The sequence below is a fragment of the Sphingomonas sp. genome, from assembly GCF_045810705.1.
GTDB lineage: Bacteria > Pseudomonadota > Alphaproteobacteria > Sphingomonadales > Sphingomonadaceae > Sphingomicrobium.
Genome location: NZ_JBJMVI010000016.1, coordinates 51,890 through 66,468, shown reverse-complemented (window position 1 = coordinate 66,468; position 14,579 = coordinate 51,890). Strand labels below are relative to the sequence as shown.

General features: G+C 66.2%; 17 protein-coding genes. 5 read left to right on the top strand and 12 right to left on the bottom strand.

Annotated features, from left to right (window positions below):
- Positions 1 to 39: 39 nt before the first annotated feature.
- Together ACJ8FR_RS07690 and ACJ8FR_RS07685 are read right to left on the bottom strand one after the other, a co-directional pair.
- The gene (locus tag ACJ8FR_RS07690; RefSeq protein WP_407828043.1) at positions 40 to 690 is read right to left on the bottom strand and encodes a COQ9 family protein; all 651 of its coding nucleotides are present in this window, start codon (positions 688 to 690) and stop codon (positions 40 to 42) included.
- Between the two features lie 5 nt (positions 691 to 695).
- A complete protein-coding gene (locus tag ACJ8FR_RS07685; RefSeq protein ID WP_407828042.1) occupies positions 696 to 1,586 on the bottom strand; it encodes a DMT family transporter in 891 nt (296 codons plus the stop codon).
- Between the two features lie 158 nt (positions 1,587 to 1,744).
- On the opposite strand from ACJ8FR_RS07685, the gene ACJ8FR_RS07680 reads away from it, so the two are divergent.
- On the top strand, positions 1,745 to 2,833 hold the full coding sequence (locus tag ACJ8FR_RS07680) for an alkene reductase (RefSeq protein WP_407828041.1): 1,089 nt from the start codon (positions 1,745 to 1,747) through the stop codon (positions 2,831 to 2,833).
- Here ACJ8FR_RS07680 and ribH read toward each other — a convergent pair.
- From ribH to ACJ8FR_RS07645, 7 genes are all read right to left on the bottom strand, one after another.
- The gene (ribH, locus tag ACJ8FR_RS07675; protein ID WP_407828040.1) at positions 2,830 to 3,252 is read right to left on the bottom strand and encodes a 6,7-dimethyl-8-ribityllumazine synthase; all 423 of its coding nucleotides are present in this window, start codon (positions 3,250 to 3,252) and stop codon (positions 2,830 to 2,832) included. The genes ACJ8FR_RS07680 and ribH overlap by 4 nt on opposite strands.
- Positions 3,252 to 4,535 (bottom strand): 3,4-dihydroxy-2-butanone-4-phosphate synthase, encoded by a 1,284-nt coding sequence (ribB, locus tag ACJ8FR_RS07670; protein ID WP_407828039.1) that lies wholly within the window; start codon positions 4,533 to 4,535, stop codon positions 3,252 to 3,254. Before ribB ends, ribH begins: the two co-directional genes overlap by 1 nt.
- A 52-nt stretch (positions 4,536 to 4,587) precedes the next feature.
- Positions 4,588 to 5,196 (bottom strand): riboflavin synthase, encoded by a 609-nt coding sequence (locus ACJ8FR_RS07665; protein ID WP_407828038.1) that lies wholly within the window; start codon positions 5,194 to 5,196, stop codon positions 4,588 to 4,590.
- An 11-nt stretch (positions 5,197 to 5,207) separates the two neighbouring features.
- Entirely contained in the window at positions 5,208 to 6,164 is a 957-nt protein-coding gene (gene ribD / locus ACJ8FR_RS07660) for a bifunctional diaminohydroxyphosphoribosylaminopyrimidine deaminase/5-amino-6-(5-phosphoribosylamino)uracil reductase RibD (RefSeq protein ID WP_407828037.1), read from the bottom strand.
- Between the two features lie 29 nt (positions 6,165 to 6,193).
- Positions 6,194 to 6,457: a hypothetical protein gene (locus ACJ8FR_RS07655; RefSeq protein WP_407828036.1), complete on the bottom strand. Its 264-nt coding sequence runs from the start codon at positions 6,455 to 6,457 to the stop codon at positions 6,194 to 6,196.
- A gap of 96 nt (positions 6,458 to 6,553) precedes the next feature.
- Positions 6,554 to 7,870, bottom strand: coding sequence for a glutamate--tRNA ligase (gene gltX, locus ACJ8FR_RS07650; RefSeq protein ID WP_407828103.1), 1,317 nt, complete (start codon positions 7,868 to 7,870; stop codon positions 6,554 to 6,556).
- Positions 7,871 to 7,883: 13 nt separating this feature from the next.
- The gene (locus ACJ8FR_RS07645) at positions 7,884 to 9,545 is read right to left on the bottom strand and encodes an NAD+ synthase (protein ID WP_407828035.1); all 1,662 of its coding nucleotides are present in this window, start codon (positions 9,543 to 9,545) and stop codon (positions 7,884 to 7,886) included.
- A gap of 95 nt (positions 9,546 to 9,640) precedes the next feature.
- Here ACJ8FR_RS07645 and ACJ8FR_RS07640 point away from each other — a divergent pair, with 95 nt between their 5' ends.
- Together ACJ8FR_RS07640 and ACJ8FR_RS07635 are read left to right on the top strand one after the other, a co-directional pair.
- A complete protein-coding gene (locus tag ACJ8FR_RS07640; protein WP_407828034.1) occupies positions 9,641 to 10,576 on the top strand; it encodes a ribose-phosphate pyrophosphokinase in 936 nt (311 codons plus the stop codon).
- Positions 10,577 to 10,713: 137 nt separating this feature from the next.
- Positions 10,714 to 11,370, top strand: a complete 657-nt coding sequence (locus ACJ8FR_RS07635; protein WP_407828033.1) for an SDR family oxidoreductase — start codon at positions 10,714 to 10,716, stop codon at positions 11,368 to 11,370.
- Positions 11,371 to 11,373: 3 nt separating this feature from the next.
- Here ACJ8FR_RS07635 and ACJ8FR_RS07630 read toward each other — a convergent pair whose 3' ends face one another.
- The gene (locus tag ACJ8FR_RS07630; RefSeq protein ID WP_407828032.1) at positions 11,374 to 11,823 is read right to left on the bottom strand and encodes a VOC family protein; all 450 of its coding nucleotides are present in this window, start codon (positions 11,821 to 11,823) and stop codon (positions 11,374 to 11,376) included.
- Positions 11,824 to 11,969: 146 nt separating this feature from the next.
- On the opposite strand from ACJ8FR_RS07630, the gene rpmI reads away from it, so the two are divergent.
- The gene (gene rpmI / locus ACJ8FR_RS07625) at positions 11,970 to 12,173 is read left to right on the top strand and encodes a 50S ribosomal protein L35 (RefSeq protein WP_407828031.1); all 204 of its coding nucleotides are present in this window, start codon (positions 11,970 to 11,972) and stop codon (positions 12,171 to 12,173) included.
- 14 nt (positions 12,174 to 12,187) lie between these two features.
- On the top strand, positions 12,188 to 12,556 hold the full coding sequence (gene rplT, locus ACJ8FR_RS07620; protein WP_407828030.1) for a 50S ribosomal protein L20: 369 nt from the start codon (positions 12,188 to 12,190) through the stop codon (positions 12,554 to 12,556).
- A gap of 59 nt (positions 12,557 to 12,615) precedes the next feature.
- Here the strand turns inward: rplT and ACJ8FR_RS07615 are convergent, their stop codons facing one another.
- Entirely contained in the window at positions 12,616 to 12,957 is a 342-nt protein-coding gene (locus ACJ8FR_RS07615; RefSeq protein ID WP_407828029.1) for a hypothetical protein, read from the bottom strand.
- A 49-nt stretch (positions 12,958 to 13,006) separates the two neighbouring features.
- Positions 13,007 to 14,566, bottom strand: coding sequence for a malate synthase A (gene aceB, locus ACJ8FR_RS07610; protein WP_407828028.1), 1,560 nt, complete (start codon positions 14,564 to 14,566; stop codon positions 13,007 to 13,009).
- Positions 14,567 to 14,579 lie beyond the last annotated feature (13 nt).

The following is a 14,579-nucleotide window of genomic DNA, read 5'->3' as shown; positions in this document are numbered from 1 at the left end:
ACCAAAGTGGAAGCGGGACTTCGCCCGCAAAAGGGGGCTTCACCTGGGCGGGTAGCGCAGCCGCCCGAGGAAGCGCGACAGGCTGAGACGGTCGGACGACCCCCGCCACTCGGCTTTGAACTTCTCGAACCGCATGACGTCGTCGATTCGGCGGTCCAGGAAGGCGGCGGTTTCGGTCCAGTTCTCGCTCTGGTCGTCGAGCCACGCCAGCAGCGTCGACCCATAGACCGCGCCGAGCGTCAGGCGCTTGGTGTAGTGGTTGAAGTCGGTGCTGGTATCGCCGGAAATGCGCCACATGAGGTCCGTGCTGCGCCACGAGATGCGCAGCGCCAGCGGCAGGTTCTTCGGCATCGCGAGGATCGCCAGCGCGCGGCGCACGGCTTCCCGCGCGGGTCCCATGATCTCCAGCCGGTGCCAGACGAGCGAGCGGATCTTTTCGCGGATCTTCATGCCTTGGAGCCGCTTGGGCGTGAACCAGGCCTCCAGCGCGCGATCGACCTCCTGGATGTAGACGTCGATCATCCCCGACTGCGTCTTGGGCATGGCGAGCCGCGCTTGCACCGGATCGACGCCGAGTTGCGCCGCAGCGCTGTCGACCGCTGCCCTGGTCCAGCCGTCGAACACCGCATTCTCGCCAACGGCGAGCGCGAGGCGGCGCCGAAACTGCTCGAGCGGACTCACGCGATCCATGCGGCTCAACTGGGCTGGACGGCAGCCTGGCGCAAGCCCCGCTCAGGCAGCCGCACGAGCACCAGTGCGGCGCCGATCGCCGCCGCGCCGAGCCAGTCTGCCGGCGACAGGGTTTCGCCGTAGGCGCTCCACCCGACGAAGGCGGAGATTGCTGGCTGGGTCAGCAGCGCAAGGCCAACGACCAGCGGCGGGACGTGGCCGATGCCGTAGACCAGCAGCCCCTGGCCGATCACCTGGCTGCCGAGCGCGAGCAGCAACACATAGGTCCAGTCGCTCGGCACGATCCGCTCACCCAGCCCGAGCGAAAGGGGCAACAGCATGGCGGCGCCGAACGCGCTTGCCAGGAACAGCAGTGGCAGCGGTTTCAAGCTACCGCGGCCATGCTGCACGGCAATGAGGTAACCGACGTAGAGGAGCCCCGCGAGCAGGCACAGCAGGTCGCCAGCGAAGTGGCGCGGGCTGAGCTCGAAGCTGCTGCCCATCAGCAAGGCGGCCCCGACCGCGGCAAGGCCGAGCGCAACAGCCTGCAGCCGCGACGGCCAGCGCCGCGCGAGCCATAGCCCCCAGGCGGCGAAGCCGAAGCTTGAGACGTTGCCGAACAGGGTCGCATTGCCGAGCTTGGTCATGTGGATGCCGACGTGCCAGGCGGCGAGGTCCGCGGCGAAGAAGAATGCGGCGACCGCGACGAGCAGGCCGAGGCGGCGGCCGGGCCAATGCACCGGCTGCCGAGTCACCGCGGCAATCGCGAACAGGAACGGCAGCGCGAGCGCGAGACGCCAAAAACCCGCGGCGACCGGACCGACCCCCGACAGCCGCACCAGCCACGGCCCGAACGCCAGCGCGCAGCTGCCGATAAGCACGGCGGGGAAGGCAAATCGATGATCGGCGTCGCGCATCGAGCTTCGATAGGGTCTGCGTGGGGCCTGCGAAAGACGGAAGTCTCGGCTGCGCGATAAGCCTGACTTATCGGGACCGAAAGCCAATCGCGGTTGTAGAGTTTCAATCTGCAACTATTTTTAGGCGGACTGAGTGGCGCCACGCTGAAGGAGTGCAGATGTCCGGTTTGTTCGATCCACTGAGGCTCGGTTCGCTCGAGCTTCCCAACCGTTTCGTGATGGCGCCGCTGACCCGCGCCCGCGCCGGCCGCGACGCCGTGCCGAACGAGCTGATGGCCGCTTATTATGCGCAGCGTGCCGGTGCCGGGCTGATCATTTCCGAAGCGACGGGGATCAGCCGAGAAGGGCTCGGCTGGCCGGGTGCGCCAGGCTTGTGGAACGAGGCCCAGGTCGAAGGCTGGACGCGCGTCACCGACGCCGTCCACCACCATGGCGGGCGCATCGCCGCCCAGCTGTGGCACATGGGCCGACTGGTCCATCCGAACGTCAGTGGAATGGAACCGGTGTCGTCCTCGGCCGTGACGGCGCCCGACTACGCGCACACGTGGGAGGGCAAGCTGCCCTACGTCGAACCGCGCGCGGCCGCGCACCACGACGTCCGCCGGATCGTTGGCGACTATGCGGCCGCTGCGCGCAACGCGATCCGCGCCGGGTTCGACGGGGTCCAGATCCACGCCGCCAATGGTTATTTGATCGACCAATTCCTGCGCGATGGCGCCAATTTCCGCGTCGACGAATATGGCGGATCGATCGACAACCGATTGCAGTTCATGACCGAGGCACTCGAAGCCGTCGGCGCGGCGATCGGCATGGACAAGGTCGGCATCCGCTTTTCTCCCAACATCTATTCGCAGGGAGTCGAAGACACTGATCCGTTGCTGTTGTTCGAGGCGGTCGCCAAGCGGCTGGAGGAGCTGAAGGTGCCGTGGATCGAGCTTCGCGAACCGCGCCGCCCGACCTCGGCCGGCGCCGTCCCGACCGAGCCGGTTAGCCCGGTGATGCGCGCGCTCTATTCGGGCAAGATCATCATCAACAGCGACTATGACTGGCGCGACGCATTCGAGCGGGTCACCGCCGGCGATGCCGACGCGGTCAGCATCGGCAGGCTGTTCATTGCCAACCCCGACCTGGTGGCGCGGATTGCCCTCGGCGCGCCGCTCAACGACGGCGACCCTTCAACCTTTTATTCTGGCGGCGCGGCGGGCTACGTCGATTATCCGACGCTGGAGCAAGCGCAAGCCGCCTAGGGCGCGTATTGCTCGCGGAGCTCGTAGAGCGCAAGCGCGGCCTTGGCTGCGCCGCCGCCCTTGTCAAGCTGGGCGGGATCGCAACGGGCGACGGCTTGCGCCTCATTCTCGACGGTGAGGATGCCGTTGCCGATCGCGAAGCCTTGGAGCGTCAGGTCCATGATGCCACGCGCGCTTTCGTTCGAGACGATTTCGAAATGATAAGTCTCACCGCGGATGATGACGCCGAGGCCGACGAAAGCGCAAAAGCGGCCGCTGCGCGCGGCAAGCGCGATCGCGCCCGGGATCTCCAGCGCGCCGGGCACGGTCAGGGTCTCGTGCTTGTGGCCGGCGGCTTCGACGGCCTTGCGCGCGCCGCCGAGCAGCAGGTCGTTGAGGTGCGGATAAAAGCGAGCTTCGACCAGGAGAATGGTGGACATCAGGCGTCCACCTCGATCGGACGTTCCTCGACGATGGCGAGCCCGTAGCCCGACAGGCCGACGGGCGCGTGGTGCGAGTTCGACAGCAGGATCATGTCGTGGATGCCAAGCGCGGCGAGGATCTGCGCGCCTGTACCATAGCCGCGCACCGCATCGCCGCCCTCGACCGGCTTGCCGGCGCGAAGATCGATCGAGCGCGACAGCGAGCCCGGCGCCGCGGCGTGCAGCGCGACGACGACGCCCGAGCCTTCCTGCTCGATCATCCGCATCGCGCCCTGGAGAACGCCGGAGCGCGGGCAGGATTCGCCGATCACGTCGGCAAACAGGTCGAGGCTGTGCATCCGCACCAGCGCCGGCTTTTCCGGATCGAGCGTGCCGTAGACCAGCGCCAGCTGCTCCTCGCCGCTCGACTTGTCGCGGAACACCTGCGCCTGCCAGGGCAGGCCGCTGCCGGCGGTGAATGGCGCGATGGCCACGCGTTCGACCAGATGATCTTTCTTCAGGCGGTAGGCGATGAGGTCGCGGATGGTGCCGATCTTGAGGCCGTGGGCGCGGGCGAAATCCATTAAATCGTCGAGCCGGGCCATGGTCCCGTCCTCGCGCATGATCTCGCAGATGACTCCGCTGGGATTGAGCCCGGCCAAACGCGAGACATCGACCGCGGCCTCGGTATGGCCGGCGCGGACGAGGACACCGCCCGGCCTGGCGATCAGCGGGAAGACATGACCGGGCGAGACGATCGCTTCCGGGCCATAGGTCGCGTCGATGGCGACGGCGATGGTGCGCGCGCGGTCGGCGGCGCTGATCCCGGTGGTGATGCCCTCCTTGGCCTCGATCGAGACGGTGAACGCGGTCTCGTTGCGGCTGCGGTTGGTGCGTGTCATCGGCTCGAGGCCGAGATGGTCGGCGCGGTCCTTGGTCAGCGCGAGGCAGATCAGGCCGCGCCCGTGGCGGGCCATGAAATTGACCGCGTCCGGCGTCGCCATTTGGGCGGGAATGATGAGGTCGCCCTCGTTTTCGCGATCCTCGTCGTCGACGAGGATGAACATGCGGCCGTTGCGGGCCTCGTTGATAATCTCTTCGGGTCCGACCAGCACGTCGCCCGAGCCGCGCTGGATCAGCTTTTCGAGCCGCCCGAGGGTGTCGGCGGTGGGGTTCCAGTCGGGCGCCCCAAGCTTGCGCAGCGAGTTGGGGTGAAGCCCGGCCGCCCGCGCAAGGCCGGCTCGGCTGACTTCGCCGGTTTCGATGATGGCGTTCAGGCGCTCGATGAGAGTCGTGCTCATGCGCCCCAGATATCACATTGCGATGTGATGGAAAGAAGGAACAATGATGTTCCTACTGTGATCTAACGGCAAGCATGCGGTCGATATACCGGGCGAGCACGTCAATCTCGACATTGAGCTGTTGTCCCTGGCCAAGCTCGCCAAGCGTCGTGCACTGGCCCGTGTGGGGGATGATGTTGACCGAGAAATGGGTGCTTCCGTCGTCCGCGTCACGCACGTCGTTGACCGTCAGCGACACGCCATCGAGCGTCACTGAGCCCTTGGGCGCGATCATCGGCGCGAGCTCGCGCGGGACGCGCACACCGATCCTCGCCGAATCGCCCTCGGGGCAAGTGCCGACAACCTCAGCGACCGCGTCGACATGGCCGGTGACGATATGCCCTCCGAGCTCGTCGCCGAGGCGAAGCGCGCGCTCGAGGTTGAGCTTGGCGCCCTCATGCCAATGGTCCGGCGCGGTCTTGGACATGGTTTCGCCCGAGACGTCGACGGCGAACCAGTCCTCGCCCTTGTCGACGACGGTGAGACACACGCCCGAGCAGGAGATCGAGGCGCCGATGTCGACGGTTCCCAGGTCATAGGCCGTACGGATCATCAGCCGGAGATCGCCGCGCTGCTCGGCGCTGCGCACGGTGCCGACGTCGGTGACGATCCCGGTGAACATCGCTTCAGCGCTTAGTCCCGGGCCGCGCGCTCGTAAACTTCGAGCCGGTCGACGCCCAGGCGCTGCTCGTCCACCAGCCGCCACCGGTCGTGGGCGTCGGCAATCGCGTCGAGGCCGACATAGCCGAAGCTCGACTTGCCCTCGCCGACGATGATCGGCGCGCGGTAGATTAGGATCCGGTCGACCAGGTCCTCGGAAAGGAAGGCGGTCGCGGTCGCCGATCCACCTTCGACCAGCAGATCGTTGACGTCATGAAGTCGGTACACATCCCGCGGATTTCCCAGCGTTTCCCAGCCGTCGACCGCCTCACCTCGAGTCAGCAGCGCGCGTCTCGGCGCGGATTGCTCGAGGCCGGGCAGCCGCACGTCCAGCCGCGGCTGGTCGGCGAGGTAGGTGCCGCGGCCGACGAGGATCATGTCGCTGCGCGCGCGCTCCAGATGGACGTGGCGCCGCGCGTCTTCGCCGGTGATCCATTTCGATTCGCCCGACGGAAGGGCAATCTTGCCGTCGATCGACAGCGCGAGCTTGAGCGTGATCCGCGGGCGGCCGAGATTGAGCCGCGTCAGCCAGCCGGCGAGCGAGCGCTTCGCCGCGTCGCGCCCAGTGCCCAGGCTTACCTCGATCCCGGCGCGGCGCAGGCGGTTGATCCCCTTGCCGGCGGTGCGGGGATCGGGATCCTTGAGCGCAATCACAACTCGCGCCGGTTTCCTCGCGAGCAGCAGGTCGGTGCAGGCAGGACCGCGGTCGCTGGCATGCGCGCAGGGTTCGAGCGTCACGTAAACCGTCGCGCCCTCGGCGCGCGTACCGGCCTGCTTTAGCGCCACAGCTTCAGCGTGCGGGCGTCCGCCGCTGGCCGTGGCTCCGCGCCCGATGATCCGCCCGGCAGGTGAGACGACGACGCAGCCGACATTGGGGTTGGGCGCGCTTCGCCCGCGCGCCTCCTCAGCAAGCCGCAGCGCTTCGGCCATGAAGCGCGCGTCGGCCCCCTTGGCCGCGGCTACATCCCGAGCTGTTTTTCGAGTTTCTGGAATTGGCGCTGCTTTTCTTTCTCGCCGGCGAGCTTTTCCGCCATGTCCTTCTTCTGGTCGGCGATGATCTCGGCGTCGGTGCGGTTCGCTGGATAGAGCTCGACATAGGTGGTCTGCGGCGGCAGCGCGGTGCCAAACTTCGAATCGACGAGAAACTCGATGACGATGATCGCCGTCACCAGCAGCGCAAGCGCCGCGCCAATTCTCTGCTCGCGGCCGCTATGGCGGATCACCGCCACAAGATCACGCAAGGCCGCACGCGGACTCGAAGGACTAGGAAACCAGGACATGGGGGCAAAGATAAGGAAGCGCGCGGGCCTTCGCCAGTCCTAGCGCTTGGCGGCGTCCTCGAGTCGGCGGACGGCGCGATCCCTGCCCATGCGCGCAACGAGGCCCGCCATCTCTGGCCCGCTCTCGCGTCCGGTGAGGGCGAGGCGGAGCGGGTGGAACAGCTCGCGGCCTTTTTTTCCGGACGTACGCTTCAGCTCCTCAGTCAAGGCGCGCCACGGCTCCGCAGACCAATCGAGGCGCTCCGAAATGCCTGCCGCCTCCTTGACCAGCAATCGCTCATCGTGGCTCAGCTCCGGCGGCTCGATGTCGCCATCAAGCACAGGTAGCCAGCCTTCCAAGTCGCTGAGTCGACTGATGTTTCCGCGCAGAAGATCGAAATCCTTTTCCGAGACGTCCAATAGAATGGCGTTGGCCACTTCAGCATACGAAGCATGGTGCAATAGCTTCGCGTTCAACGTTTCGACGTCCTTCGGGTCAAAATGCGCGGGCGCTCGCCCGAAGGTCGAGAAGTCGAACCCTGCGGCGAGTTCGTCCACGCTCGCCGCCGGCTCAATCGGCTGAGAGGTTCCGATGCGCGCGAGGAGCGAAAGCAGCGCCATCGGCTCGACACCCTCGGCGCGGAGATGCTCCACCCCATAGGAGCCTAGCCGCTTCGACAATTTGCCTTCGGCGGCGACGAGCAAGGCTTCGTGAGCGAACTGCGGCGGCTTCGCGCCCAGCGCGTCGAACATCTGGGTCTGCGCCGCGCTGTTGGAAACATGGTCCTCGCCTCGCACCACATGGGTGATGCCGAGGTCGACGTCGTCGATCACGCTCGGCAGCAAATAGAGCCAGCTGCCGTCCTCGCGCCGGACGACCGGATCGCTCAGCAGCTTGGGGTCGAAACGCTGCGATCCACGGATCAGGTCGGTCCATGTGATCGGCGCCTCATGGTCGAGCCGGAAGCGCCAGTGCGGCGCGCGGCCCTCGGGCACCGAGGCGTCAGCAGGCTGGCGCTCGTAAACCGGCGGCAGCCCGCGGCCGAGCAGCACCTTGCGCCGCAGTTCGAGCTCCTCGGCGGTCTCGTAGCAAGCATAGACGCGGCCGGCCGCCTTCAGCCGCTCGAACTGGCGCTCATACAGGTCGAACCGTTCCGACTGGCGAACGACTTGGTCGGCCGTCAGCCCCATCCACTCGAGATCGTCGCGGATCGCCTGGTCGAACTCGGCCGTCGAACGCTCCCGGTCGGTGTCGTCGATCCTGAGGATGAACGTCCCGCCATTCTTCCGCGCAAACAGGAAGTTGTGCAGCGCGGTGCGGATGTTGCCGACGTGAAGCCGGCCGGTCGGCGAGGGCGCGAAGCGGGTGACGACCATCATGTTCCTGCGCTCATCGCGGCAGCTTCACGGTCGGCCCGGTGTGGAAGAAATTGCTGATCGGGTAGCGCCGGTCGCGGCCGAAGTTGCGCGTACCAATCTTCACGCCGGGCGGCGCCTGACGCCTTTTGTACTCGGCCTTGAGCAGCTTGGTTTCGATGTCGGCGACCAATGCAACCTCCTCGCCGGTCGCAATGGCGACCTCATTCACCGACATTTCCTTGTCGACCAGCCCTTCGAGGATCCGGTCGAGCACGGAATAAGGCGGCAGGCTGTCCTCGTCCTTCTGGCCGGGTCGAAGCTCGGCGGTCGGCGGCTTGGTGATGACGCGCGCCGGCATCACCGGACCGTCGGGCCCGAGCGCGCCTTCCGGCTTGCTAGCGTTGCGCCAGCGTGAAAGCGCGAAGACAGTGGTCTTGTACGCATCCTTAAGCACCGAATAGCCGCCCGCCATGTCGCCGTAGAGCGTGGCATAGCCGACGCTCATCTCACTCTTGTTGCCAGTGGTGAGCAGCATTTGTCCCCCGGCATTGGACAGTGCCATCAGCGTCACCATCCTGAGGCGCGCCTGGACATTCTCGGCGGCGAGACCGCTGAGCTGCGGCAGCATCTCGTCGACGGCATCCACGCCGGGCGCGATCGAAATGGCGTCATGGCGGCAACCGAGCAGCTTCGCGCATTCGCGCGCGTCCTCGAGACTCTCCGGCGAAGTATATTTGGATGGGAGCATCACGCCCCACACCTTGTCGGCACCCAGAGCGTCGACGGCGACGGCCGCCGAAAGCGCGCTGTCGATCCCGCCCGACAAGCCCAGGATCACGCCCGGGAAGCCGTTGCGGCCGACATAGTCCCGGATCGCAACCATCATCGCTCGATAGACATCGGCGGGGAAGGCATCGAGCTCGTGGTCGAAGCGGGTCTCGCAGCGCCAGCCATCCGCGCCCCGCGCCCATTCGGTCACCAGGAACGCCTCGTCCCAATCGGCCATCTGCACGACGATCTCGCCGTCCGGGTGCATGACGAACGACGATCCGTCGAACGCCAGCTCGTCCTGCCCGCCGACGCGGTTGAGGAACACGAGCGGAAGCCCGGTGCTGGTCGTCCGCGCGCGCCCCAGCCGCTCCCGAGTCTGGTTCTTGTCGAGCTCGAACGGGCTGCCGTGCGGCACCAGGAACAGCTCCGCGCCGAGCTCGGCCAGATGCGCGCAGACCGGTTCGAGCCACATATCCTCGCACACCGGCACGCCGAGCCTGATCCCGCGCCAGACGATCGGCTCGGGAAGCGGGCCGGGCGTGAAAATGCGCTTCTCGTCGAACGTGCCGTAGTTGGGCAGCTCATGCTTGAACGTGCGCCCGATGACCCTCCCGCCGTCCGCCAGAAGCATGGTGTTGAAGTTCTGCCCGCCCTCGTTGGTGATGGTCCCGATCAGCATCGCCGGACCGGGCTCGGCCGTCGCCGCGACCAGTTGGTCGGTGCACTCGTGGACCCGCCGGACGAACTCCGGCTTCAGCACCAAATCCTCGGGTGGATAGCCGACCAGCTGCAGCTCCGGGCACAGCAACAGGTCGGCGTCTTTCGCCTTGCGCCGCATGTCGAGCATGGCCGCGGCATTGCCCTCGAGGTCGCCGACGCGCTGGTTCATCTGCGCGAGCGCAATGCGAAGGCGGTCGGTCATGCAGGCGATTTAGCGACGATCGTCGGAGGGGCAACCTTTACGGGACCGGGACTGGCTGGCTAAAGCCCGATTCACCGCTCGGGGGAACGCTCGCCATGAAATTGCTCGCCGGGAACAGCAACCTGCCGCTGGCCCGCTCGATTTGCGAGTATCTGGAAATGCCGCTGACCGATGCCAGCGTGCGCCGCTTCGCCGACGAGGAAGTGTTCGTCGAGGTCAACGAGAATGTCCGCGGCGAAGACGTGTTCGTGATCCAGTCGACTAGCTACCCCGCCAACGACAACCTCATGGAGCTGCTCATCTGCATCGACGCGCTGCGGCGCGCGTCGGCCAAAAGGATCACGGCCGTGCTGCCCTATTTCGGCTACGCGCGGCAGGATCGGAAACCCGGTCCGCGCACGCCGATCTCGGCCAAGCTGGTCGCCAATCTGATTACCGTCGCCGGCGCCAGCCGGGTGCTGTCGATCGACCTCCATGCCGGCCAGATCCAGGGCTTTTTCGACATTCCCACCGACAATCTCTTCGCCTCGCCGGTGATCGCCGCCGACATCCAGGCGCGGCTCGGCAACCGCGAGCTGCTGGTGGTGTCCCCCGACGTCGGCGGCGTGGTCCGCGCGCGCGGCCTCGCCAAGCGCCTCAACAACGCCCCGCTGGCGATCGTCGACAAGCGCCGCGAGCGCGCCGGCGAATCGGAGGTCATGAACATCATCGGCGACGTCGACGGGCGCACCTGCGTCCTTATCGACGACATCGTCGATTCGGGCGGGACCCTGTGCAACGCCGCCGCGGCGCTGAAGCAGCAGGGCGCGACCGAGGTGTTCGCTTATTGCACCCACGGCGTACTGTCCGGCGGCGCTGCCGCGCGGGTCGGCAAGTCGGAGCTGAGCGAGCTGGTCGTCACCGACACCATCTGGACCGGCGAGGTTGATCCGAAGGGATCGAAGATCCGCCGCCTGACCATCGCCCCGCTGCTCGCCGAGGCGATCCGCCGCATTTCCGACGAGGCGTCGGTCTCGAGCCTGTTCGATTAAGCATCCCCTCCCTTCAAGGGAGGGGAACGAGGGGTGGGTGCGAGCGAAGCGAGTTCTTGCATCCGTCGCATGCGCGCGAACGTTCAACCCACCCCCTACCCCTCCCTGCTAGGGAGGGGAGAAACGGAGCGAACGACATGGCCACACTCCTCATCACCGGCGCGAACCGCGGAATCGGACTGGAGTTCGCGCGGCAATATGCCGCGGACGGCTGGGATGTGGTCGCGACGGCGAGGCAATCGAGCCCCGAGCTCGACGCGCTCGGCGTCCGCGTCGAGCCGCTCGACCTGTCCGACGCCGATGACGTCGCGGCGTTTCCGGCGAAGATCGACGTTCCGCGCGACCTGTTCATCGCCAATGCCGGCACCAGCCGCCCGATGAACACCGGCGGCGCCGAGGACGCGCGCGACTGGCAGAAGATGATGATGGTCAACGCCATCGCGCCCTTCCAGCTCGGCCAGGCGCTGCTCCCAAAGCTGGTGGACGGCGGCAAGATGATCGCCATCTCAAGCGGCTTGGGCAGCATCGGCGACATTGGCGGCGGATGGATCCCCTACCGCACCTCGAAGGCCGCGCTCAACATGGCGTGGCGCTGCCTCGCGCTCGAAGCGAAACCGCGCGGCGTCACCGCTGTTGCGCTCAGCCCCGGCTGGGTGAAGACGCGCATGGGCGGTGCCGGCGCCGAGATCACGCCCGAGCAGAGCGTCGGCGATATGCGCAGGCTGATCGAGCGGCTGACGATCGCCGACAGCGGCCGGTTCCTCCGCCGCGACGGCTCCGAAATCCCCTGGTGAGCGTCAGGCGGTCGCGGGCTGCTCCGTCGACTGCTGCTGCTCCCGCTTGACCGGTGCCCCGATCGACCAGGTGAAGCCGAACGGGTCCTTCACCTGCCCGTAGCGATCGCCCCAGAACTGGTCGGCCATCGGGAAGCGCACTTCCGCGCCGGCGCCTGTCGCTTTGTTCCAAGCGGCATCGGCGTCGGGCACCTGGAGGTGCAGCGTGATCCCCGCCGGCGGGGCGGCCTGGCCATGGCCGAATTCGGGAAAGTCATCGTTGAGCATCAGGTTGCCGCCGTTGAGCTTGAGATGGGCGTGCATGATCCTTTTGCCGTCGTCGGCCATGTGGCGGCCGATCTCCTCCGCGCCGAACGCCTTTGTGTAAAAGGCGATGGCGTCGGCGGCCTTGCCGTCGCGGATGGTGAGGTGGGCGGTGATCCCGCCGGCTGGTCCTTGCTCATGCTGTTCCATGCGACTCGCCTCCTTGCCAATTTACCGAGGCGCCCCTATACGCCCGCGCTTTCCAGATCGTTGGAAAAACCAATGGCCCGGCCGGAAGGCATGCCGTGGCGGTTGGATAACGTCGCGTTCCAAGCGGACGCACAAAGGAGACGAAAATGCCCAAGCTCAAGACCAAGAGCGGCGTCAAGAAACGCTTCACGGTCACCGCCACCGGCAAGCTCAAGCACGGTGTCGCCGGCAAGCGCCACCGCCTGATCAGCCACAATTCCAAGTATATCCGCCAGAACCGCGGCACCGAGATCCTTGCCGACGCCGATGTGGCGCGGGTCAAGGGCTGGGCGCCCTACGGCCTCAAATAAGGAGCGGATAGAACATGGCACGCGTCAAACGCGGCGTAACCAGCCGCGCCAAGCACAAGCGGATTCTCGATCAGGCGAAGGGCTATTACGGCCGCCGCAAGAACACGATCCGTATCGCCCGCCAGGCGGTCGAGAAGGCCGGGCAATATGCCTACCGCGACCGCAAGGTGAAGAAGCGGAGCTTCCGCGCTTTGTGGATCCAGCGGATCAACGCCGCGGTCCGCGCCGAGGGGCTGACCTACGGCCAGTTCATCCACGCGCTGAACCTCGCCGGCATCACGCTCGACCGCAAGGTGCTCGCCGACATCGCGATGCACGAGGGCGAGGCGTTCAGCGCCATCATCGCCCAGGCGAAAGGCGCGCTGGAGAAGAAAGCGGCTTAGGCTTTCTCAGCGAAGAACAAGGAAGGGCGTCGGGAGCGATTCCGGCGCTCTTTTTGTACTCAGCTAATGAGATGCTCCGCTTCGAGCGCGTCGAGAAGCAGCACGACGGCCCCGCTCGCGATAATCGGCAACATCACTATCCACGCCACGACATTGTTTCGGAAGAGGCTTGGCTCCTTGTCCCTGTAAACGTGCCTCTCAGGGACGCCAGTGATCACGTATCCGTGCATTGCCGCATTATAGAGTTGCTTGGCGCAATCCCAAACGATCCAGGGACCGCCGACAGCAACGACAATGAGCCAGATGATTCCGTTCTGCTGCAGCAGCGGAACCATAGATTTCAGCAGTGCTGTAATGCCAACGACGGTCGCAATCGCGATTGTGCTGGTTCGCGCAGGCATGGCGCGAGACTAACCAATGATCAGCGGCAGGCAACCGACCGTTAGAACTTCAATCCAGCAACTCGTAAGCGGGCAGCGTCAGGAACTCGACGAGGTCGTCGGCGACGATCATGTTGTGCATCAGGCGGGCGGCTTCGGCGATGTTGGGGACTTCGGCGAGCAGGGCCAGCTCCTCGTCGAACCATGTTTCGAACAGGTCGGGCGTGAGGCTACGGCCGTCGTCGAGCGGCGCTTCGAACTTGAGCCATTGCCACAGCTGGGTACGGCAGATCTCGGCCGTCGCCGCGTCCTCCATCAGATTGTAGAGCGGCACCGCGCCCTTTCCGCCGAGCCAGGCGGCGAGATACTGGACGCCGACGCGGATGTTCTCGCGCGCGCCGGCTTCGGTCCGCGCGCCTTCGTGCAGCTTCAGCATCGCGTCGCGGCCGGGGGTGTGATCGGGCATCTTGGACAGCTGGTTGGGGCCGTGCATCGCCTCGAACGCCTGCATCGCGACCGGCACCAGCGCCGGATGCGCGACCCAGGTGCCGTCATGGCCGTTGCCGACCTCGCGCAGCTTGTCCGCGCGGACTTTCTCCAAAGCACCGGCGTTCGCCGCTTCGTCGCCCTTGACCGGGATGAACGCCGACATCCCGCCCATCGCGAACGCTCCGCGGCGATGGCAGGTCGCGATCAGGCGCAGTGAGTAAGCGGCAAGGAACGCCTTATCCATCGTCATCAGCGCGCGGTCGGGCGTGATCCGGTCGGCAGAGCGGCCGAGGCGCTTGATGTAGGAGAAGATATAGTCCCAGCGGCCGCAGTTGAGGCCGACGATATTCTCGCGCAGCGCGTAGAGGATTTCGTCCATCTCGAACGCCGCCGGCAGCGTCTCGATCAGCACCGTCACCTTGATCGTCCCGCGCTCGAGCCTCAGCTTGGCTTCGGCGAAGGCGAACACGTCGCTCCACAGCGCGGCTTCATCGCTGCTCTCGAGCTTGGGCAGGTAAAAATAGGGGCCTGAACCCCTGGTCAGCGCCGGACGGGCGTTGTGCCATAGGTAAAGCGCGAAATCGAAGAAAGCGCCCGCCACGACTTCGCCCGAGACGGTGACGTGATCCTCGGGCAAATGCCAGCCGCGCGGACGCACCATCAGCACCGCGGGATCGTCGCCGACCGCATAATGCTTGCCGCTGTCGGGGTCGGTGTAATGGAGCCGGCCAGCCCAATAGTTGCGCAAGTTGACCTGACCCTGGACCAGCTCTTCCCAGGTTGGCGAGGTCGCGTCCTCGAAATCGGCCATGAACACTTTGGCGCCGCTGTTGAGCGCGTTGATCAGCATCTTGGCGTTGGTCGGCCCAGTAATCTCGACCCGGCGGTCGAGCAGGTCGCGCGGGATCGATCGCACGGTCCACTCACCCTCGCGGATGTCGCGCGTGTCGTCGCGGAAGTCCGGCAGCTCGCCGGCATCGAACCGTCGCTGGCGCTCCAGCCGCCTGTCGAGCAGGCCGCGGCGGCGCGAATCGAACCGCTCGTGCAGCTCGGCGAGGAATTCGAGCGCGCCCTCGGTCAGGACCCCATCGGCCCCTCTGACGGTGGAGGGTTCGGCAATGATGCGTGGTCGATCGAGCACTTTTGTGGCCTTT

Excerpts from the sequence above, each read along its gene's own strand:
- ACJ8FR_RS07690 (WP_407828043.1), bottom strand. The coding sequence starts at position 690 with ATGGATCGCGTGAGTCCGCTCGAGCAGTTTCGGCGCCGCCTCGCGCTC.
- ACJ8FR_RS07685 (WP_407828042.1), bottom strand. The coding sequence starts at position 1,586 with ATGCGCGACGCCGATCATCGATTTGCCTTCCCCGCCGTGCTTATCGGC.
- ACJ8FR_RS07680 (WP_407828041.1), top strand. The coding sequence starts at position 1,745 with ATGTCCGGTTTGTTCGATCCACTGAGGCTCGGTTCGCTCGAGCTTCCC.
- ribH (WP_407828040.1), bottom strand. The coding sequence starts at position 3,252 with ATGTCCACCATTCTCCTGGTCGAAGCTCGCTTTTATCCGCACCTCAAC.
- ribB (WP_407828039.1), bottom strand. The coding sequence starts at position 4,535 with ATGAGCACGACTCTCATCGAGCGCCTGAACGCCATCATCGAAACCGGC.
- ACJ8FR_RS07665 (WP_407828038.1), bottom strand. The coding sequence starts at position 5,196 with ATGTTCACCGGGATCGTCACCGACGTCGGCACCGTGCGCAGCGCCGAG.
- ribD (WP_407828037.1), bottom strand. The coding sequence starts at position 6,164 with ATGGCCGAAGCGCTGCGGCTTGCTGAGGAGGCGCGCGGGCGAAGCGCG.
- gltX (WP_407828103.1), bottom strand. The coding sequence starts at position 7,870 with ATGGTCGTCACCCGCTTCGCGCCCTCGCCGACCGGCCGGCTTCACGTC.
- ACJ8FR_RS07645 (WP_407828035.1), bottom strand. The coding sequence starts at position 9,545 with ATGACCGACCGCCTTCGCATTGCGCTCGCGCAGATGAACCAGCGCGTC.
- ACJ8FR_RS07640 (WP_407828034.1), top strand. The coding sequence starts at position 9,641 with ATGAAATTGCTCGCCGGGAACAGCAACCTGCCGCTGGCCCGCTCGATT.
- ACJ8FR_RS07635 (WP_407828033.1), top strand. The coding sequence starts at position 10,714 with ATGGCCACACTCCTCATCACCGGCGCGAACCGCGGAATCGGACTGGAG.
- ACJ8FR_RS07630 (WP_407828032.1), bottom strand. The coding sequence starts at position 11,823 with ATGGAACAGCATGAGCAAGGACCAGCCGGCGGGATCACCGCCCACCTC.
- rpmI (WP_407828031.1), top strand. The coding sequence starts at position 11,970 with ATGCCCAAGCTCAAGACCAAGAGCGGCGTCAAGAAACGCTTCACGGTC.
- rplT (WP_407828030.1), top strand. The coding sequence starts at position 12,188 with ATGGCACGCGTCAAACGCGGCGTAACCAGCCGCGCCAAGCACAAGCGG.
- ACJ8FR_RS07615 (WP_407828029.1), bottom strand. The coding sequence starts at position 12,957 with ATGCCTGCGCGAACCAGCACAATCGCGATTGCGACCGTCGTTGGCATT.